This window comes from Mycobacterium sp. IDUB_5 (assembly GCF_055419565.1).
The window spans coordinates 633,183-651,647 of the sequence record NZ_JBVAXX010000001.1 but is presented as its reverse complement, the minus strand read 5'-3'; the positions used below and the strand labels follow the sequence as shown (position 1 = coordinate 651,647).

Genomic DNA, 18,465 nt, shown 5'->3' with positions numbered 1-18,465 from the left:
GGTGATGGCGGCTTTCCGACGTCGACACATCAGGGCCGGAAGCGGTGTCCCATCCCGGCTTCGGTGAGCAGGTGCGTCGGATTGGACGGATCGTCTTCGAGTTTGCGGCGCAGCTGGGCGAGATACACCCGGAGGTAGTGCGACGACTTCGCGTACGTCGGACCCCACACCTCGGTCAGCAATTGCTCACGGGTGACCAGCTTCCCGCTGTTGCGGACCAGGATCTCCAGGATTCCCCACTCGGTCGGTGTGAGGTGGACCAGTGCACCGTTCTTGGTGACTTCCTTCTTCGCCAGATCGACTGTGAAGGAGGCTGTTTCGATGACAGGCTCACTGCTGGGGCCCGCCGCCGAGGACCGGCGCACAGCGGCCCGCAGCCGGGCCAGGAATTCGTCCATGCCGAACGGTTTGGTGACGTAGTCATCGGCCCCGGCATCGAGGGCGGCCACCTTGTCCGTGGCGTCGGTGCGAGCCGAGAGGACCAGCACGGGTGCGGTCAACCAGCCACGCAGACCGGCCAGCACGTCGATCCCGCTCATGTCCGGAAGCCCGAGATCGAGCACCACGACGTCCGGACGGAAATCCGCTGCCAGGCGCAGGGCTTCGGAACCGGTCGCCGCGACCTTCACGTCATAACCGCGGACCGACAGGTTGATCCGCAACGCGCGCAGGATCTGAGGTTCGTCGTCGATGACGAGAACCCGCGTCATCTCTGTCCCTCCTGGGGAGCCGCGAGGTCGATCTCGACGGTGAGACCTCCGCCGGGGGTGTCACCGACGGAGATCGAACCGCCCATGGCCTCGACGAAGCCGCGGGCGACGGAGAGTCCGAGACCGACACCGCTGCTGTTGTCCTGATCGCCCAGCCGCTGGAAAGCCTCGAAGATCTGCTCTTCGCTGCCGCGGGCGATTCCCGGCCCCTCGTCGGCGACGGCGATCAGCACGCGGTCGCCCACCCGGCCCGCAGTGACGCGGACGGGACCGTCGGGCGCGTAGCGCAGGGCGTTGTCGATCAGGTTGGCCAGCACGCGTTCGAGCAGACCTCCGTCGGCCATCACCACCTGGTGTCCCACATCGACTTTCACGCGATCGACCTGTTCGGCGCGGCCGTAGCCGGTGACTCCGCGGCTGATGCCGACCAACGCGCGCTGCACTGTCTCCTCCAGATACACGCGGTTCAGCTGGGGCCGGACCACACCTGCTGCCAGCCTCGACGAGTCGAGCAGGTTCCCGACGAGCGCTGTCAGCTGATCGATCGATTCCTCGATCGTGGCCAGCAATTCGGCGGTGTCGTCGGGAGAGAAGGCGATGTCGGTGCTGCGCAGGCTCGACACGGCTGCCTTGGCGCCGGCGAGCGGGGTGCGCAGATCGTGGCTCACTGCTGACAGGAGGGAGCGTCGCAGTTCGTCCGCGCGCGCGATGCTCTCGGCTTCGCCGGCCTCTTCGGTGAGTTCCCGTTGACGCACCAGGCCGGCGGCCTGCTTGGCGACCGCGGTCAGCACCCTGCGGTCGCGGGCTTGCAGTTTCTTGCCCGCGAGCAGCAGCCAGAACTCGTCGTCGCCCACTTCGATCGCGGTGTCGGCCGTGTCGACGTCGACGCACGGATCGGCGCCCACGCAGCCGACGATCGCCTCGACGTCGTCGTCGCCGCGTCGCAGCAGGCTGACGGCACGCTGCGAATAGGTTTCGCGCACCTTCTCCAACAGGGTGTCCAGGTCGGCGCCCCGCAGCACCGACCCGGCGAACAGGGCCAGCAGTTCTGCCTCCTGGGAGGCGCGCCGAGCCTCGCGGCTGCGGTTGACCGAACTGTCCACCAGAGCCGCGACGGCGACGGCGACCATGAGGAGAACGACGACGGTGACGGCGCTGTCGGGCTGGGCGATCGTGAAGGTGTATCGGGGTTCGACGAGGAAATAGTTCAGCAGGAGTCCGGACAGCGCCGCCGACAACGCGGCGGGTGCGACACCGCCGAGCAGTGCGACGACGAGCACACCGATGAAGAACAGCGCACTTTCACCGTTGACGTCCAGGAAGACGTCCAGGACGCCGACGATCAGGGCACAGATCGCCGACGGGACGATGACCGCGGCCAGCCACGACGCCACGTGGCGGCTGCGCGGCGCCAGCGAGGGCCACCGGAATCCCTGCGCGGCCTCCGGGTGGGTGACCATGTGGACGTCGATCTTCTCCGAGTCCTGGACCACGACCGCGCCGATGCCCTCGTCGAAGATTCGCGCCCAGCGCGAGCGTCGCGAGGTTCCGAGCACCAACTGGGTGGCGTTCATCTCACGGGCGAAGTCGAGAAGGGCGGCAGGGACGTCGTCGCCGACCACGGTGTGCAGCGTCGCGCCGAGGCTGGTCACCAGTTCCCGGACCTTCCCCATGTGCGAGCCGGACACCCCGGAGAGACCGTCACCGCGCACCACGTGCACGACCATGAGCTCTGCGCTGGACTTCGACGCGATGCGGGAGGCACGGCGGACGAGGGTCTCCGATTCGGGTCCGCCGGTGACCGCGACGACGACCCGCTCGCGCGCCTCCCAGGTCGCCGTGATGTCGTTTTCCTCGCGGTACTTGGCCAGCGCCGCGTCGACCTGATCGGCCAACCACAGCAGCGCCAACTCCCGCAACGCGGTGAGGTTGCCGCGCCGGAAGTAGTTGCTCAATGCAGCGTCGATGCGTTCCGGCGCGTAGACATTTCCGTGAGAAAGCCTGCGGCGCAACGCCTCCGGCGTGATGTCGACCAACTCGATCTGATCGGCCGCCCGGACCACTTCGTCGGGCACCTTCTCCTGCTGCTCGATACCGGTGATCTGGGTGACCACATCGTTGAGGCTCTCCAGGTGCTGGACGTTCACCGTGGTGACCACGGTGATGCCGGCGTCGAGGAGCTCTTCGACGTCCCGCCAGCGTTTGGTGTTCTTGCTTCCCGGCGTGTTGGTGTGCGCCAACTCGTCGACGAGGACCACCTGCGGCTTGCGCTCGAGTATCGCGGGCACGTCGAGTTCGGGGAATTCGCTACCGCGGTAGGAGATGTAGCGCGGCGGGATGACCTCGATGCCCTCGAACAGTTCGGCGGTCTTCTTGCGGCCGTGCGTCTCGACCACACCGGCGACCAGATCGGTGCCCCGCTCGATGCGCCGGTGGGCCTCCCCGAGCATCGCATAGGTCTTGCCGACGCCGGGGGCTGCGCCCAGGTAGATACGCAGCTCCCCGCGTCTCGGCTTGTGGCCGGCTGGGGTGGACGTGTCCGGCACGCTGGCATCAGCTCCTGGCGGGGTACTGCTGGTCGAGGGCGAGGTTCAATTCCAGCACGTTGACCCGGGGCTCACCGAAAAACCCGAGCGTCCGCGAGGACGTGTGGTCGGCGACGACGGCCTCGATCTGCTCCGGGGATGCCCCGCGCGCCCTGGCGACCCGCGCGACCTGCAGCTCGGCGTAGGCCGGTGAGATGTGCGGATCGAGCCCGCTGCCGCTGGCGGTGACGGCGTCGGCGGGCACCGCCGGATCGGCAGGCGCACTGCCGCGGATCGGGACGATCTGGCCCGAGCTGTAGTCCTCGCCCGGTTTCGCGCATTCCACACGGACGCCCTCGTAGGTGGTCAGGAACGGCGCCGACGTGGTGTCGCACGATTCGTTGACGCTGACCACCCGGGTCGGGTCGACGACATCGCCGCTCAGATCGCGCGGGCCGAACACCGACAGCACCGCGCCCACTCCACCGCTGGTGCAGAACGGACGCGATCCGTCCACTCCGTCGAGGTCTCCGATCGCCGTGCTGCGCGAGCACACCGTCGTGAGGAGGCTGGGTTTGTCGGGGGTGTCCACGATGCTCTCCGGGCCCAGGTTGCTGGCGCTGGTGGCCAGTGGGTCATAGCCGTCCCCGGCGGCTGACGGTCGGCTCTGGAAGTACTGCGGCAGAGCGTTTCCGTCGGAGTCGGTGAACGATTGCCCGATGAGGCTGCTGCCGACGGGCTCTCCGTTGGCCTCGATGATCGAGCCGTTCGCCTTGTCCGAGAGTCCGGGGCTCTGCGCCAGCAGCCAGATCACCAACGGGTAGGCGATCCCGAGGATCACCGTGAAAACGAGCAGCGCGCGCAGCGCAGCCCAGTGCTGCCGAACGAGATTCGAGATGTTCATGGTCACATTCCTGGGAAGAGTTGGACGACGAGATCGATCAGCTTGATGCCGATGAACGGCGCGACGATCCCCCCGATTCCGTAGAGGGAGAGGTTGCGGCTCAACAGCTTCGACGCGCTGCTCGGCGTGTAGCGGACACCGCGCAGCGCGAGCGGGATGAGCGCCACGATCACCAGGGCGTTGAAGACGACCGCCGAGAGGATCGCCGACTGCGGGCTGTGCAACCGCATGATGTTGAGCAGATCGAGGCCCGGGAACAGGCCCACGAACAGCGCGGGGATGATCGCGAAGTACTTGGCGATGTCGTTGGCGATGCTGAACGTCGTCAACGCGCCGCGCGTGATGAGCAGCTGCTTGCCGATCTCGACGATCTCGATCAGCTTGGTCGGATCGGAGTCGAGATCGACCATGTTGCCGGCCTCTTTGGCCGCCGACGTGCCGCTGTTCATCGCGACGCCGACGTCGGCCTGCGCCAGGGCGGGTGCGTCGTTGGTGCCGTCGCCCGTCATCGCGACCAGCTTGCCGCCGGCCTGCTCCTTCTTGATCAACGCCATCTTGTCTTCCGGCGTCGCTTCGGCCAGGAAGTCATCGACACCGGCTTCATCGGCAATCGCCTTGGCAGTCAAGGGGTTGTCGCCCGTGATCATCACGGTGCGGATACCCATGCGGCGCATCTCGTCGAAGCGTTCCCGCATGCCCTCCTTGACGACGTCCTTGAGATGGATGACGCCGAGAACCCGTGCGGCACCGCCGCGCACCTCACCGACGACCAGCGGTGTGCCGCCTGCGGCGGAGATGCCGTCGACGATGTCACCGAGCTGGGCCGGTACCTCGCCGCCCTGGGTGCGCACCCAGTCGGCGACCGAACTGGCAGCGCCCTTGCGGAGCTGGTGGTCGTCGGTCCCGTCTGTCAGGTCGACGCCCGACATCCTTGTGGTGGCGGAGAATTCGATCCAGGTCGCGTGGGCCAGTTCTCCCGGGGTGCGCGCGCGCAGTCCGTACTGCTGTTTGGCGAACACGACGATCGAGCGACCCTCGGGGGTCTCGTCGGCCAAGCTGGACAGTTGCGCCGCGTCGGCGAGCTGATCGTCGGTGACACCGTCGACCGGCACGAAGGCGGCTGCCTGCCGGTTGCCCAACGTGATCGTTCCGGTCTTGTCCAACAGCAGGGTGTTGACGTCGCCGGCGGCCTCCACGGCGCGTCCCGACATGGCCAGCACGTTGCGCTGCACGAGGCGGTCCATCCCGGCGATACCGATGGCGGACAGCAGCGCGCCGATCGTCGTCGGGATGAGGCACACGAGAAGCGAGACCATCACGATGCCGGTGACGCCGTTTCCGCCCAGCGCCAGGCTGTCCGGAACGCCCGGGTTGTTCGCCTTCGAATAGATCGCCAGCGGTTGGAGGGTCGCGACGGCGAACACGAAGATGATCGTCAGGGATGACAGCAGGATGTTCAGCGCGATCTCGTTGGGAGTCTTCTGCCGGTTGGCGCCCTCGACGAGCGCGATCATCCGGTCGATGAAGCTCTCGCCCGGCTTCTGCGTGATGCGCACGACGATCCGGTCCGACAGCACCGTGGTGCCGCCGGTGACGGCCGACCGGTCGCCACCGGATTCCCGGATCACCGGCGCCGATTCTCCGGTGATGGCCGATTCGTCCACCGAGGCAATGCCTTCGACGACATCGCCGTCGCCGGGGATCACCTCGCCGGCCTCGACGACCACTGCGTCGCCCTGCTGCAGCAGCGGAGCGGCCACCGACTCTTCCACGTCCTCGCGGATGGGCCCGCCCGGCTGCCAGTCCACCAACCGGCGGGCCATCGTCGAGGTCTTGGTCTTGCGCAGCGATTCCGCCTGCGCTTTTCCGCGGCCCTCCGCGACAGCTTCGGCCAGGTTCGCGAAAACGACTGTGAGCCAGAGCCAGATGACGATCAGCACGCCGAACCACGTCGGATCCACGATGACGAGAATCGTGCTCCAGACTGCGCCCAGTTCGACGATGAACATGACCGGGTTACGCCACAGCGTGCGCGGGTCGAGTTTGGCCAGTGCACTGGGCAGGGATTTACGGATCATCGCCGGATCCAGCAGACCGCCCTGGATCTTTCCCTGCGGCGACGACGAGGACTGCTTCTGGTGCGCGGCCTCGATGGTGGTGACAGACATCAGTGGATTCCTTCAGCGAGGGGCCCGAGCGCGAGCATGGGCAGGAAGGTCAGAGCGACCAGGATCAGGGTCACGCCGGCGACCATGCCGACGAACTGTGGCCGGTGGGTGGGCAGCGTGCCGATCGACTCTGGCGTCTTGCCCTGCCGGGCAAGCGAACCGGCGAGTGCGAGGGCGAAGATGATCGGCAGGAAGCGGCCGAAGGCCATTGCCAGGCCGAGCGCGGTGTTGTACCACTCGGTGTTGACGCTGATGCCCGCGAAGGCCGAACCGTTGTTGTTGCCCGCAGAGGTGAAGGCGTACAGGACCTCCGAGAGTCCGTGGGGGCCCGTGTTCAACATCCCATGGCGCTGCCCGGGCAGCGCCATGGCAACGGCGGTACCGGTCAGCACGATCAACGGCGTGATCAGGAAATAGGTTGCGGCCAGCTTGATCTCGCGGGGGGTGATCTTCTTCCCGAGGTATTCGGGGGTGCGGCCGACCATCAGCCCCGCGACGAACACCGTGATGACAGCGAGGATCAACATGCCGTACAGGCCGGATCCGACACCGCCGGGGGCGACCTCGCCCAGCTGCATGTTGAACATCGTCATCATGCCGCCGAGGCTGGTGTAGGAATCGTGGAACGAGTTCACCGCGCCCGTCGACGTGAGTGTGGTCGATGCGGCGAACACCGCCGAATCAGCTACTCCGAAGCGCTGTTCCACGCCTTCCATCGCTGAGCCTACTGCTGTCGGCACGGTGCCATGGGCCTGTAGCTGGAACAGCATCGTCAGACTGACGCTGATCGTGGCGATGACGCCCATCACGGCGACGATCGCGTACCCCTGCTTGCGGCTGTCGACCATGCGGCCGAACGTGCGGGGAAGCGAGAAGGCGATCACGAGCAGCAGGAAGATCTCTATCCAGTTGGTCCACGTCGTCGGATTCTCGAACGGATGCGAGGAGTTCGCGTTGTAGAAGCCACCGCCGTTGGTGCCGAGCTCCTTGATGGCTTCCTGGCTGGCGACCGGTCCGCCGGGGATCGTCTGCTGGGCGCCCGCGAGGGTGTTCACGACCTGATCGTGGAGTGCGAAATTCTGGATCGCGCCACCCGCGACCAGGACGATCGCGGCGACGATGGAGAGCGGCAGCAGGATGCGAATGCTGCCGCGCACCAGGTCGACCCAGAAGTTGCCGAGTTCGCCGATGTTGCGTCGAGCCAGGCCGCGCACGAATGCCATCGCCACGGCCATGCCGACGGCGGCCGAGACGAAGTTCTGCACCGCCAGTCCCGCCATCTGCACCAGATGGCCCTGCGTGGACTCTCCGGAGTAGGCCTGCCAGTTCGTGTTGGTGACGAAGCTGACCGCGGTGTTCCACGCCAGCGCCGGCGTCATCGGGGTGGCCGGGTCGTTCAGATGCAGCGGCAGTCTGCCTTGCACCAGTTGCAGAGCGAACAGGAACAGGATGCTGACCGCCGAGAAAGCGAGCACGCTGCGGGCGTATGCGCCCCAGGTCTGCTCAGCCTTCGGATCGGCACCGATCAACCGGTAGATCACGCGCTCCCCGCCGAGGTGCTTCTCGGAGGAATAGACGCGGTACATGTAATCACCCAGCGGCACGTGGACGGCCGCCAGCGCGACGACGAGCGATGCGAGGAAGAGGATCCCCGCGGTGGTACTGCTCACTAGAACCTCTCGGGAAACAGTAGGGCGGCGAACAAGAAGAGCGCGACCAGGATCGACAGCACCAGGCCGACGATGTTCTCGAAGCTCATAACTTCTCGACCAACTTCTGCACCAGGCCGAGGACGGCGAAGACCGCCACCGTCAGCGCGACGAAGATGACCAGTGACAAGGGGTCAGACACGGGGTTACTCCCACACGAGTGCAGGCCCGCGGATTTCACAGGCCTTCCACACTTTCTGCCTAGCCGGTCGCAAGGGCCAGTGTCTTTACGACTTTTTGACGCCGCCCATGCGCTCCTTTACGGCTTCCTTCCGTTACGCCCGTTTCTGTCCTCCCGACAGGGTCGCAACCACCGAAGGACCGAGGTTGCTCACACGAGAGTGATCCAGGACACAACCAGGTCCTTGGCCTACCGAAAGTCGGACCCGAGTTCGCTGATGACCGTCGTCGAGGAGCTCCGGGACACAGTCGGAGACCGGCATCGCGGCCTTTACGGGTGCCGACGGACCGTGACCGGCACCTCCGGCGCAGTCGAGATGTTGTGGTGGACGGTTGACACCGGGATGTCGGAGATTCGGGCGGTCAGCCCTGCGAACCCACCAACGTAGCCGCCGCGCCGGCCATGTGCTCGCGCACGGTGGCCGCGGCGGAATCGGCATCGCCTGCCTCGATGGCCTCGACGATCGTCAGGTGGCGATGGACGTCCATGTTCTTCAGAGCACGGTCCACCCCGGCGAACATGATCGACATCCGGATGCTGCCCTCCAGCGACGACCAGGAATGCACCAGCGTCTCGTTGCCGGTGAGCTGGCACATCGTCCGGTGGAAGCGCAGATCGGCCTCGATGCGGTCCTCCAGGTTCGACGCCGACCACCGGTCCATGTCGTCGACGGCCTTGCGCAGCGCCGCCCCGGCGTCGGCGCGGTCGTCCCGGCCGGCCAGCAGCGTGGCGGCCAGCGACTCGAGAGCGGCGCGGACGGCGAAGATGTCGGCGATCTCCTTGGCGTCGAGGTGGCGCACCGACAGCCGGCCCCGCGCGCCCGCCGAGATGAGACCCTCCTGTTGGAGTTGACGCATCGCCTCGCGCAGCGTGCCGCGGCTGATCTGCAGCGCCTCGGACAGCTCGGTCTCCACCAGGTGGGTGCCGGGAGTGAGCTGCCCCGTGGTGATGGCGCGCCGCAGCGCGGTGAGCGCCTGCTGCCGCAGGGAGGTTTTCTCCAACCTCAGCAGCGACGTGGCGTCGACCGACATGACGGACTCCCTGATTGTCAACATTTGGCTGTCGACATTGAATCCTACAGTCGCTCGAGCACCGTCGCGACGATCCGCGCGGTCGACAGGCCGTAGCGGTCGTGCAGCGTGGGCAGCGCGCCCGCGTCGAGGAACTCGTCGGGCAGACCGATCGGCGTGATCCGGGCGCCCAGGCCGCGCCGTGCCGCCATCGCGGCGACGGTCTCGAAGAGACCCCCGACCACGGTGTGGTTCTCACACGTCAGCACCAACCGGTCCGAATCGATCTGCGCTGCAACGGTATCCGCGTCGAACGGTTTGATGGTCGGGCTGTGCACCACGGCGACGTCCACGTTGTGGCCGGCCAGCTGCTCGGCCGCCTGGAGCGCGCGCATGGTCATCAACCCCGACGAGATCAGCACGACGTCGGCTCCGTCGCGCAGCACCTTCGCCTTCCCGAGCTCGAAGCGGTAGTCGTACTCGTCCAGCACGGTGGGCACATTCCCGCGAAGCAGCCGCAGGTACGTGGGGCCCGGGTGTTCGGCGAGCTGCGGCACGGCCTGGGCGATGTCGACCGAGTCGCACGGATCGACGATCGTCAGATTCGGCATGCCCCGAAAGATCGCGATGTCCTCGGTCGCCTGGTGCGACGGACCGTAACCTGTTGTCAGACCGGGTAATCCGCCGACCACGTTGACATTGAGGTTGGGCTCGGCGATGTCGAGGCAGATGAAGTCGTAGGCGCGTCGCGCGGCGAACACCGCGTAGGTCGAGGCGAACGGCACCAGCCCGGTCTCGGCCATGCCCGCCGCGGCGCCGAACAGCAGCTGCTCGGCCATGCCCATCTGGAAGAACCGCTCGGGGAAGGCCTGGGCGAAGATGTGCATGTCGGTGTACTTGCCCAGATCGGCCGTCAGCCCGACGATGCGCTCGTCGCGCTGGGCGGCCTCGACCAGGGCGTGCCCGAACGGCGCGGGCGTGGTCTTCTGCCCGGGGTCGGCGAACGATGCGATCATCGCCGAGGTCTTGAGTTTGGTTGCAGAGGTCATGCCGGCACTCCTCGGTAGCCTTCGGTCAGTTGATCGCGGCAGATCTGCCACTCATCGGCGTCGATGCGCATGAAGTGCGCCTTCTCCCGCTGCTCCAGCATCGGCACCCCTCGGCCGATCCTGGTGTCGCACAGGATCACTGACGGCCGTCCGTGATCAATGCGGTCGAAGGCGCCCAGGAGTGCGTCGACGTCGTTGCCGTCGACGCGCTGCACATGCCAACCGCATGCCGCCCATTTGTCGACGACGGGTTCGGTGCGCAGGACCCCGATGGTGGGGCCGTCGGCCTGCAACGCGTTGATGTCGACCATCGCGATCAGGTTTCCGAGCGCGTGATGTGAGGCGCCCATCGCGGCCTCCCAGGTCGACCCCTCGTCGAGCTCACCGTCGGACAGGAAGTTGATCACCCTGGCCGTCGACCCCTGGTGACGCAGCCCCAATGCCATCCCCACCGCCACGGTGAGGCCGTGACCCAGTGATCCGCCGGAGATCTCCATACCCGGTGTGTAACTTGCCATTCCGGACATCGGCAGTCGAGAGTCGTCGGATCCGTACGTCTCGAGTTCGTCGACTCCGATGATGCCGGCCTCCGCGAGTGCGGCGTACAGGCCGATCGCGTAGTGACCGGTCGAGAGCAGGAACCGGTCGCGGCCCTCCCAGTGCGAATCGTCGGCGCGGTAGGTGAGCTGATCGGCGTAGACCGCGGCGAGCATGTCGGCGGCCCCGAGGGCCTGGCCGACGTAGCCCTGCCCCTGCGCTTCACCCATGTTCAGGACGTGGTGACGCATCCGGTAGGCAGCGTCACGCACCCGTTGCGCGCGCATCAGGCGGCCATCGCGGGCTGCTGGCCGGCGGCGACGTCGGCGGCCTTGCGCTCGGCCGGGCCCCACGTCTCCCGGGTGATCAGCGCGGCCCAGAGTCCGATCGCGGCGTAGACCGAGAACAGCACCGCCGGCCCGACCCAGCCGAAGCCCTCGTAGAGCAGCGTCGTGATGAACGGGGTGAATCCGGAGACCATCGCCGAGATCTGGTAGGCCAGTGAGGCGCCGGAGGCGCGGGTGTTCGCGGTGAAGAGTTCGGGGAACCAGGCACCCTGCGCGCCGGCGAGGGCGTTCTGACACACGCTGTATGCGATGACGAAGGTCGCGACGATCAGCACCAGCAACCCGGTGTTGACCAGTAGGAACATCAGCACGCCGAAGGGGATCGCGAAAGCGCACACGCCGATGTAGACCGGCCGCCTGCCGATTTTGTCGGTCAACCGCGCCCACGCCATCGTGGCGAAGATGCCGAGGAACGACGCGACGCACAGCGCGACGAGGGTCTCGGTCTTGGTGGCCAGCTCGGCGCTCTTGAGGTAGCTGATCATGTAGGTGATCGAGACGGCGTAGCCGGCCGTCTCGGCGATCCGAAGACCGATGCCGCGCAGGATGTTTCGCCAGTCACGCTTGACCACCTCGACGATCGGCGCCCTGACGATATCGCCCTTGTCCTTCACGTTCTCGAACACCGGCGACTCGGGCACCTTGGCGCGGATGATCAGACCGACGATCACGAGCACGATGCTCGCCAGGAACGGCACCCGCCAGGCCCAGTCGCCACCGAGGTGGACGCTGACCAGGAAGACGAGGTTGGCGAGCAGCAGCCCGACCGGAAAGCCGGCCTGCACGATGCCGGTGTAACGGCCCTTCTGCTTCCACGGGGCGTGCTCGTAGCTCATCAGGATGGCGCCGCCCCATTCGGCACCGAAGGCCAGACCCTGGATGATGCGGACGGTCACCAGCAGGATCGGCGCCGCCACACCGGCCATGGCGTAGGTGGGCAGCAGACCGATCGCGAACGTGGCCAGTCCCATGACGATCAGCGAGGCGACGAGCACCGGCTTGCGGCCGACCTTGTCGCCGAGGTGGCCGCCGATGATGCCGCCGAGAGGGCGCGCCGCGAAGCCGACGCCGAGCGTCGCGAATGCGGCCAGCGTGCCGGCGACCGGGCTGGAGTTCGGGAAGAACGCGGTGCCGAAGTAGAGCGCCGCGGCGGTCCCGAACCCGATGAAGTCGTAGGTCTCGATCACGGCACCGACCCCGGAACCGATCGCGACTCGTTTGGCGTCCTTCGTGCCGTGCACCGGACCCCGCATCGTCAGAGCGTCATCGCTCATGATGGCCATCCTTTCAAAGATCCGCGTCACTGTCGACGGTCAACAGTGCGCTGCGTCACTGAGTGTGAGCCCGCGCACAGCCATTGTCAACAGTCAACATAAACGGCCTGTCGATAGTTGACTGTTGACAGTCAACTCGGTTATTGTGGCCGCTATCACAGGAGGTGACATGACCGAAGTGCACTCCCGGCTCGGCTGCTCGACGATCAGCTTTCGCCACCAACCACTCGACGAAGCCGTCGCGACGATCGCCGACCTGGGCTTTTCCGAGATCGACCTCGGCGCCCTGCCCGGCGTCTGCGACCACGTGCCCTACGTCCTCGACGAGGCGGCGGTACGGCAGGTGGCCGCGACCGTCGCCGCCTCGGGCCTGCGCGTCCGCTCGATCAACGGCGACATCGGTGACCTGAACGCGGAGCTGTCCCCCGACCAGGCCGCCGCGCGGCGCCGGCATCTGGACATGCTCGTGGCGCTCGCCGCCGCCACCGGGGCGCGCGCATTGGTTCTGCCGTGCGGCGCGCTCTCCCACTCACCGCTGGTGTCCCTCGACGACGACCTCGACCGGGTGGCAGATGAACTCATCGCCGCCGCGCACGTCGCCGCCGCCGCCCGGGTCGAGCTGTGGACCGAGTCGCTGCACTTCCACCGACTCTGCTGCGACATCGCCCGCGCCCAGGCGCTGACCAGCCGCTTCGGCGCCGAAGTCGGCATCGTCATGGACTTCAGCCACATCGTCGCCTCCGGTGGGGACCCGCTGGACTTCGTCGCCCGCTTCGGTCCCCGCATCGCGCACGTCCACATCCGCGACGCCGTGCCCGGCAACATCAATCTCTCCGTCGGCAACGGCGCCGTCGATTTCGCCGGCGGCCTCAAAGCCCTGGCAGACGCGGGCTATCACGGCCACTTCTCGCTGGAGCTGGAAACCCGCGACATCACCCATGACGACCGACCCGAGGCGACGGCCGCTGCCGCGCATCTGATTTCCGAACTGATCTAGGAGACACCCATGAGAACCGCAGTGATCACCGGCGCCACCTCCGACCGTGGCATCGGCATGACCGTCGCCCAGCGCTACGCCCGGGAAGGCTGGGCCGTCGTCATCCTCGATCTCGACGGCGAGAAGTCGGCCAAGGTGGCCGCGGAGATCGGCAACCAGTACGCGGTACCCGCGTTCGGCTGCGCGATCGACGTCACCTCGGAGGAATCGGTGGACGCCGCCCAGCAGGCCGTCGCCGCAGAGGTGGCCTCGGGCAACCTCCCGCCGGTCGGCGCGCTGGCCAACATCGCGGGCATCACCTCACCCGTCCCGTTCCTCGAGACCACCCTCGAGCTGTGGAACACGGTGATGGCTGTCAACGCGACCGGCACCTACCTGGTCACCAAGGCCTTCCTCCCCGGCATGATCGAACAGGGGTGGGGCCGCATCGTGAACATGTCCTCGGTGTCGGCGCAGCGCGGTGGCGGCGTGTTCGGCAAGGTGCCCTACTCGTCGGCCAAGGCTGCGATCCTCGGCTTCACGAAGGCACTCGCCCGCGAGGTCGCCGCCACGGGTGTCACCGTCAACGCGGTCACCCCCGGCGCGGTCGACACCAACATCCGGGTCGGCTCTACCGATGAGCAGGAGGCCAAGCTGGCCGCCGACATCCCCGTCGGCCGGACCGCCACCACCGAAGAGATCGCCGCGGTGATCACGTTCCTGTCCGGCGACGATGCGAGCTACCTCACTGGCACCACCGTTGACATCAACGGAGGCAGCCACATTCACTAGAGTCTCGGGAATGCCCGCCGCTTGGATGTCCCTCGCCTGGAAGCGTGTCGATTCCCGAGCTGACCCGTCCTTCGTCGTCGCGCCCGACGAGCGGCTGAGCTGGCCCCGCACCATCGGACTGGGCGCCCAGCACGTCGTCGCGATGTTCGGCGCGACGTTCCTGGTCCCGGTCCTGACCGGCTTCCCGCCGGCCACCACGCTGCTGTTCTCGGGTGTCGGCACGGTGCTGTTCCTGCTGATCACCGGCAATCGACTGCCCAGCTACCTGGGGTCGAGTTTCTCGGTGATCGCACCGATCACCGCGGCGGTGGCCTCCGACGGCGCAGGGAGTGCACTCGGTGGCATCATCGCCGTCGGCGTGCTGCTGATGATCGTCGGCGCCGTCGTGCACGTCGCGGGCACCCGCTGGATCGACCTGACGCTGCCGCCCGTCGTCACGGGGGCGATCGTCGCGTTGATCGGGCTGAACCTGGCGCCGGTGGCCAAGCAGAACTTCGAGAAGGGCCCGGTGCTCGGGGTCGTGACGCTGGTGCTGCTGGTCGCGGTGCTCGCGTTCTTCCGCGGCATGATCGGCCGGCTCGCGATCTTCCTCGCGGTCGCAGCGGGATATGTGCTCGCGCTGATCCTCGGCCAGATCGACACGTCGGGCATCGCGGCCGCGCCCTGGATCGGGCTGCCGCAGTTCCAGACTCCGACGTTCTCGCTGTCGGTGCTGCCGCTGTTCCTGCCCGCCGTGGTCGCGTTGATCGCCGAGAACATCGGCCACGTCAAGTCGGTGGGACAGATGACGCAGCGCGACATGGATCCGCTGATGGGCCGGGCACTGGCCGCCGACGGCGTGGCCACCACGCTCGCCGGGTTCGGGGGCGGCTCGGCCACGACGACCTACGCCGAGAACATCGGGGTGATGGCCGCGACCCGCGTCTACTCGACCGCGCCGTACTGGGTCGCCGCCGGGGTCGCGATCCTGTTGTCGTTGTGCCCCAAGGTCGGTGCCGCGATCTCCGCCGTGCCGGCAGGGGTGCTCGGCGGTGCGACGGTGGTGCTCTACGGCCTGGTCGGCATTCTCGGCGTGCGGATCTGGCTGACCAATCACGTGGACTTCTCGCTGCCGGTGAACCAGATGACCGCGGCCATCCCGCTGATCATCGGTATCGCCGACTTCACCTGGACCGTCGGCGGTCTGCAGTTCACCGGGATCGCGCTGGGCTCGATCGCCGCGCTGATCGTCTACCACGGCATGCGACTGCTGGGTCTCAGGACGGCGACTAAGGCTTCTGCCGATTCCGCTGATCCCGCGCCGGAACCCCGTTGACGCCCTCGATCGACTGCGCGTAGCTGCCGACCGCGGCCGCAGCGGATGACGCCATGACGCCCAATGCTCGTCGGTCGACGTTGTCGATGGTGTCGCCGCGGCGGTGATAGTTGGGGTCGAACGCGGCGCCGGCGCGACCGCCCCAGATGCGTGCCTGCACCTCGGATTTGGCCTGCGACGTCCCGGTGGTCAACCCCCCGACCGGCACCCCGGCGGCGACGAACGGCGCGTAGTCGGTACCGCTCGTCAGCGGCATGTCGGCCGGCCGCACGCCCTGGTCGTAGAGCCGCGCAGCCAGCGTGCGCTCGATGCCCGCCGATCCGTCCGGCAGGCGCCGAACGCCGGCCCCGGTCTGCGCGGACTGATCACCGTCGAGCGTGAAGTACCCCGCGTTCGGCGAGCCGATCACGTCGAGGTCGACGTAGAGCGCGATGTCGGCCAGTTCGTCGGGGTTCAGCGCGCGCAAGTAGGCGGCCGAACCATCAGCCGACACCTCGCCGCCACCCCAGAAGGCGAAGCGAACTGCGTTGCCGGCGTTCGGTTTCGGACCCATCTGCAGAGCGGTCTCCAGGACCGCCCCGACGCCGGAGCCGTTGCCGTCGATGCCGGGACCGCCGGCCGCACTGTCGAGGTGCGCACCGACCACCACGACGTTGTCGGTACTGCCCGCCGAGGTCTGGGCGATGACGTTGCGCGACGTCGTCATCACCGGCTTGTTGTCGAGCACCAGCGTGACGGGGGCGCCGGTGCGCCTCAGCGCCGCATCCGCGGTCGGATCGATGACGCCGACGGGAATCGACATGCGTTGGTAGTAGCCGGGAGTGAACAGGCCGGCAGGTGCTCCGACCGGTCGGCTCGGGGTGGCCTGACTGACGACGAGGACGCCCACTGCACCGGCGGCTGCGGCCGCGTCGTGTTTGGCGACGACCGAGCATCCGCTGTCGTCGACCACCGCGATGGCACCATTGATGGCGACGCCGGTGTAGTCGGTGGCGGCACAGCCGGCGGCCGCGCGGGGCCGCAGGGTCACCGCCTTGAGCCCGCCGGGCGCGGTGGTGAGCAGCAGCGACGCCTGGTCGACGCGGAACGTGCGACGGCCGACGGTCAGCGCCGGTCGCCCGCCACTGGAGCCCGATAACCGTTGGAACTCCGGTGTCTGCACGTCGAAACCCCTGTCGCGTAACGCCTTCGCGACATAGTCGACGCTCGCCTGGTAGCCCGGCGTGCCGTCGGCACGGTTGCCGTCGTGTCCGTCGGCGACCTTCTGCAACTCGACCAGATGGCGATACACCCCGTCAGCGGTGACCTGCTGGGCCAACTCGGAGGCCAGATCGGGAGGCGGCGCCGCACTCTGCGACGAGCACGCCGCCACGACGACGGCCAGTGCGGCCAGCGCCGCCATGGCCGCCTTGGCCGAGCCCGTCATGATTCGCGCAGGACGTGGCGGGTGCGGTCGTCGCGAACCGGAATTCCATTGCGGCCGCTCTGATCCTGTGCGTAGAACCCGACGGCCCAGCCGACTCCGCTGCCGTTGATTCCCATCGCGGTGCGGTCGATGTGATCGAGGGTGTCGGACGCCTTGTGGTAGTTCGGGTCGAACGGCTGATCGGCCTGCCCACCCCAGAGCTTCGCCTGGTCGGCGGTCATCTTCTCTTCCGCACCGGAGAACAGCCCGCCGGAAGGCACTCCGGCGCGGGTGAACGCATCGTAGTCGGACCGGCCGTCGAAAGACGTGTCCTGCGCCTGCTTTCCGGCGCGGTCCAGGTAACCCATGAGGGCGCGCTCGATCCCCGCCGACCCTTCGGGTACCCGCGGGACCGGCCCGTTGCCCGGCGCGGTGGACTGGTTGCCGTCGTAGGTGAAGTAGCCCGGATTGGGCGAGCCCAGCATGTCGAAGTTGAGGTAGAGCGAGATGTCTTTGAGCTGTTCCACATTCAGCGAGTTGACGTAGTTGTAGGAGCCCAGCAGTCCGAGTTCTTCGGCACCCCAGAACGCGAACCGCACCGCGTTGGCGACCTGCGGTGAACTTCCCAGTTGCAGAGCAGTTTCCAGGACCGCGGCGGTTCCCGAACCGTTGTCGTTGATCCCCGGACCCTCGGGCACGCTGTCCAGGTGCGCGCCGACCATGACGACGTTGGCGGTGGAGCCGGTCTTGGTCTGCGCGATCACGTTGCGGGTCTTCTCGGTCCGCACCCCGGCGTTCATCCTGATGGTGGCCGCGTCGCCGGCTGCCTCGCGCAGCCGCGGCCCCTCGGCCTTGGCGACGCTGATGACCGGGATCTTCACGTCGGTGCTCTCGCCGAGTGTGCCACCGGTCATCTCGCCGTCGGCGTTGTTGACGACGATGAGCGCGACGGCACCGCGTGACGCGGCGGCGGTCTGCTTCTCGCCGAACGGACAGGAGCCGCGGTCGACGACGACGACGGCGCCCCGGGTGGGCAGCCCGTCGTAGTCCTCGGCGGTGCAGCCCGGGGTGTCCTCGACGCGGGCCGCGACGATCGGTCCGGTCACCCCTGCGCCAGGCGCGCCGACGGTGTACTCGAGAGGCCGCGCGGTGACCTGGTCTTCGCCGGAACCGCCCGTGACCGTTAGCTTCGGCGCGTCCGCCCATGGCAGCCGGACCTCGAATTCCGGAGTCTCCACATCGAAGCCCTTGTCGCGCAGTGCCTTTGCCACATAGTCGACGCTTGCGGAGTAACCGCCGGTGCCCAGCGCCCGGTTCCCGCCGTTGGCGTTGGCGATGTCCTGCAGCGCCGTGAGATGCGCCATCGTCGCGTCGACGGTGACCTTCTTGGCGAGGGCATCGGCGAACTGCGCAGCCGCGCCGGCGTCGACCGACGGCGATGCGGAGCTGGAAGGGGACTCAGCGGGGGCAGGTTGGCTGTCGCGGCTGCATCCGCCGCCGACAAGGAGTGCGACGGCGAGCAGGATCGCCAGCCGCAGTCGGGTGTGGGTCACCCGCACCACG

At 67.6% G+C, this 18,465-nt stretch carries 16 protein-coding genes; 3 read left to right on the top strand and 13 right to left on the bottom strand.

Going from position 1 to position 18,465, the window contains the following annotated elements; translation table 11 throughout:
• Positions 1–29 precede the first annotated feature (29 nt).
• The 11 genes from ACZY1G_RS03165 to ACZY1G_RS03115 form a co-directional block, all read right to left on the bottom strand.
• Positions 30–710 (bottom strand): response regulator, encoded by a 681-nt coding sequence (locus tag ACZY1G_RS03165; RefSeq protein WP_463813578.1) that lies wholly within the window; start codon positions 708–710, stop codon positions 30–32.
• The gene (locus tag ACZY1G_RS03160; RefSeq protein WP_463821572.1) at positions 707–3,256 is read right to left on the bottom strand and encodes an ATP-binding protein; all 2,550 of its coding nucleotides are present in this window, start codon (positions 3,254–3,256) and stop codon (positions 707–709) included. Before ACZY1G_RS03160 ends, ACZY1G_RS03165 begins: the two co-directional genes overlap by 4 nt.
• 7 nt (positions 3,257–3,263) lie before the next feature.
• A complete protein-coding gene (locus tag ACZY1G_RS03155) occupies positions 3,264–4,139 on the bottom strand; it encodes a potassium-transporting ATPase subunit C (protein ID WP_463821571.1) in 876 nt (291 codons plus the stop codon).
• Between the two features lie 2 nt (positions 4,140–4,141).
• Positions 4,142–6,307, bottom strand: a complete 2,166-nt coding sequence (gene kdpB, locus ACZY1G_RS03150) for a potassium-transporting ATPase subunit KdpB (protein WP_463821570.1) — start codon at positions 6,305–6,307, stop codon at positions 4,142–4,144.
• Positions 6,307–7,977, bottom strand: a complete 1,671-nt coding sequence (gene kdpA / locus ACZY1G_RS03145) for a potassium-transporting ATPase subunit KdpA (RefSeq protein ID WP_463821569.1) — start codon at positions 7,975–7,977, stop codon at positions 6,307–6,309. The genes kdpB and kdpA overlap by 1 nt, the downstream gene beginning before the upstream one ends.
• The gene (locus tag ACZY1G_RS03140; protein ID WP_463813573.1) at positions 7,977–8,066 is read right to left on the bottom strand and encodes a potassium-transporting ATPase subunit F; all 90 of its coding nucleotides are present in this window, start codon (positions 8,064–8,066) and stop codon (positions 7,977–7,979) included. The genes kdpA and ACZY1G_RS03140 overlap by 1 nt, the downstream gene beginning before the upstream one ends.
• Positions 8,063–8,158 (bottom strand): potassium-transporting ATPase, encoded by a 96-nt coding sequence (locus ACZY1G_RS03135; protein ID WP_463813572.1) that lies wholly within the window; start codon positions 8,156–8,158, stop codon positions 8,063–8,065. Before ACZY1G_RS03135 ends, ACZY1G_RS03140 begins: the two co-directional genes overlap by 4 nt.
• Before the next feature lie 401 nt (positions 8,159–8,559).
• On the bottom strand, positions 8,560–9,228 hold the full coding sequence (locus tag ACZY1G_RS03130; RefSeq protein WP_463813571.1) for a GntR family transcriptional regulator: 669 nt from the start codon (positions 9,226–9,228) through the stop codon (positions 8,560–8,562).
• Between the two features lie 44 nt (positions 9,229–9,272).
• On the bottom strand, positions 9,273–10,256 hold the full coding sequence (locus ACZY1G_RS03125) for a transketolase family protein (protein WP_463813570.1): 984 nt from the start codon (positions 10,254–10,256) through the stop codon (positions 9,273–9,275).
• Positions 10,253–11,080 carry a transketolase gene (locus ACZY1G_RS03120; RefSeq protein WP_463813569.1) on the bottom strand — a complete coding sequence of 276 codons (828 nt, stop codon included), beginning with the start codon at positions 11,078–11,080 and terminating at the stop codon, positions 10,253–10,255. Before ACZY1G_RS03120 ends, ACZY1G_RS03125 begins: the two co-directional genes overlap by 4 nt.
• The gene (locus ACZY1G_RS03115; protein ID WP_463813568.1) at positions 11,080–12,414 is read right to left on the bottom strand and encodes an MFS transporter; all 1,335 of its coding nucleotides are present in this window, start codon (positions 12,412–12,414) and stop codon (positions 11,080–11,082) included. Before ACZY1G_RS03115 ends, ACZY1G_RS03120 begins: the two co-directional genes overlap by 1 nt.
• A gap of 169 nt (positions 12,415–12,583) precedes the next feature.
• On the opposite strand from ACZY1G_RS03115, the gene ACZY1G_RS03110 reads away from it, so the two are divergent.
• Genes ACZY1G_RS03110 through ACZY1G_RS03100 form a run of 3 tightly spaced genes read left to right on the top strand, consistent with a single transcriptional unit; the run spans position 12,584 to position 15,497 of the window.
• A complete protein-coding gene (locus tag ACZY1G_RS03110) occupies positions 12,584–13,411 on the top strand; it encodes a sugar phosphate isomerase/epimerase family protein (RefSeq protein WP_463813567.1) in 828 nt (275 codons plus the stop codon).
• Between the two features lie 9 nt (positions 13,412–13,420).
• Entirely contained in the window at positions 13,421–14,182 is a 762-nt protein-coding gene (locus tag ACZY1G_RS03105; RefSeq protein ID WP_463813566.1) for an SDR family NAD(P)-dependent oxidoreductase, read from the top strand.
• A gap of 25 nt (positions 14,183–14,207) precedes the next feature.
• Positions 14,208–15,497: a uracil-xanthine permease family protein gene (locus tag ACZY1G_RS03100; protein WP_463821782.1), complete on the top strand. Its 1,290-nt coding sequence runs from the start codon at positions 14,208–14,210 to the stop codon at positions 15,495–15,497.
• Here ACZY1G_RS03100 and ACZY1G_RS03095 read toward each other — a convergent pair.
• Together ACZY1G_RS03095 and ACZY1G_RS03090 are read right to left on the bottom strand one after the other, a co-directional pair.
• Positions 15,451–16,923 (bottom strand): M28 family peptidase, encoded by a 1,473-nt coding sequence (locus ACZY1G_RS03095; RefSeq protein WP_463821568.1) that lies wholly within the window; start codon positions 16,921–16,923, stop codon positions 15,451–15,453. The two genes, ACZY1G_RS03100 and ACZY1G_RS03095, sit on opposite strands and share 47 nt — an antisense overlap.
• The gene (locus ACZY1G_RS03090) at positions 16,920–18,455 is read right to left on the bottom strand and encodes a M28 family metallopeptidase (protein WP_463821567.1); all 1,536 of its coding nucleotides are present in this window, start codon (positions 18,453–18,455) and stop codon (positions 16,920–16,922) included. The genes ACZY1G_RS03095 and ACZY1G_RS03090 overlap by 4 nt, the downstream gene beginning before the upstream one ends.
• Between the last annotated feature and the right edge of the window lie 10 nt (positions 18,456–18,465).

Excerpts from the sequence above, each read along its gene's own strand:
- ACZY1G_RS03165 (WP_463813578.1), bottom strand. The coding sequence starts at position 710 with ATGACGCGGGTTCTCGTCATCGACGACGAACCTCAGATCCTGCGCGCG.
- ACZY1G_RS03155 (WP_463821571.1), bottom strand. The coding sequence starts at position 4,139 with ATGAACATCTCGAATCTCGTTCGGCAGCACTGGGCTGCGCTGCGCGCG.
- kdpB (WP_463821570.1), bottom strand. The coding sequence starts at position 6,307 with ATGTCTGTCACCACCATCGAGGCCGCGCACCAGAAGCAGTCCTCGTCG.
- ACZY1G_RS03140 (WP_463813573.1), bottom strand. The coding sequence starts at position 8,066 with ATGAGCTTCGAGAACATCGTCGGCCTGGTGCTGTCGATCCTGGTCGCG.
- ACZY1G_RS03130 (WP_463813571.1), bottom strand. The coding sequence starts at position 9,228 with ATGTCGGTCGACGCCACGTCGCTGCTGAGGTTGGAGAAAACCTCCCTG.
- ACZY1G_RS03125 (WP_463813570.1), bottom strand. The coding sequence starts at position 10,256 with ATGACCTCTGCAACCAAACTCAAGACCTCGGCGATGATCGCATCGTTC.
- ACZY1G_RS03120 (WP_463813569.1), bottom strand. The coding sequence starts at position 11,080 with ATGCGCGCGCAACGGGTGCGTGACGCTGCCTACCGGATGCGTCACCAC.
- ACZY1G_RS03115 (WP_463813568.1), bottom strand. The coding sequence starts at position 12,414 with ATGAGCGATGACGCTCTGACGATGCGGGGTCCGGTGCACGGCACGAAG.
- ACZY1G_RS03110 (WP_463813567.1), top strand. The coding sequence starts at position 12,584 with ATGACCGAAGTGCACTCCCGGCTCGGCTGCTCGACGATCAGCTTTCGC.
- ACZY1G_RS03105 (WP_463813566.1), top strand. The coding sequence starts at position 13,421 with ATGAGAACCGCAGTGATCACCGGCGCCACCTCCGACCGTGGCATCGGC.
- ACZY1G_RS03100 (WP_463821782.1), top strand. The coding sequence starts at position 14,208 with ATGTCCCTCGCCTGGAAGCGTGTCGATTCCCGAGCTGACCCGTCCTTC.
- ACZY1G_RS03095 (WP_463821568.1), bottom strand. The coding sequence starts at position 16,923 with ATGACGGGCTCGGCCAAGGCGGCCATGGCGGCGCTGGCCGCACTGGCC.